This is a genomic window from Nonomuraea guangzhouensis, assembly GCF_019396345.1.
Taxonomy (GTDB): Bacteria; Actinomycetota; Actinomycetes; order Streptosporangiales; family Streptosporangiaceae; genus Nonomuraea; species Nonomuraea guangzhouensis.
The window spans coordinates 1-511 of the sequence record NZ_JAHKRM010000127.1 but is presented as its reverse complement, the minus strand read 5'-3'; the positions used below and the strand labels follow the sequence as shown (position 1 = coordinate 511).

The 511-nt window shown below is 65.6% G+C and carries 1 pseudogene; it reads right to left on the bottom strand.

Features of this window, described 5'->3' with window-relative positions:
- A pseudogene (locus KME78_RS63715) lies at window positions 1–427 on the bottom strand (IS5 family transposase); the annotation flags it as partial.
- Window positions 428–511: the final 84 nt, after the last annotated feature.

The following is a 511-nucleotide window of genomic DNA, read 5'->3' as shown; positions in this document are numbered from 1 at the left end:
GCGAGGGGGATCCCGTTGCCGTCGGTGATGACGTGATGTTTCGAGCCCGGCTTGGCGCGGTCGACCGGGCTCGGCCCGGTTTTGGGCCACCCTTGAGCGCCCGGACGTGTGAGCTGTCGATCACCGCCTTGGACCAGTCGAGCTGGCCGGCGGCGTGCAACTCGGCGAGCAACACCTGGTGCAGCCGGTCCCAGACACCGGCCGCGTGCCAGTCGCGCAGCCGCCGCCAGCAGGTCATCCCCGAGCCGAAGCCCAGTTCCTGAGGCAGGAACTCCCACGGGATCGCGGTGTAGAGCACGAACAAGATGCCCTGCAACGCCAGCCGATCATCCAACCGCTTACGGCCCGGATGGCGCCGTCGCCGCTCCACCTTTGGCAGCAGCGGCTCGATCCGCTCCCACAAGCTGTCCGGCACGATCCACGGCAGTTGCTCGCCCTTCTTCACGCGAAGATCAACGACCTGCAGTGCCAGAAGACACGCCTCTAGATCATTTTGTTAGTAGCTCTAAGA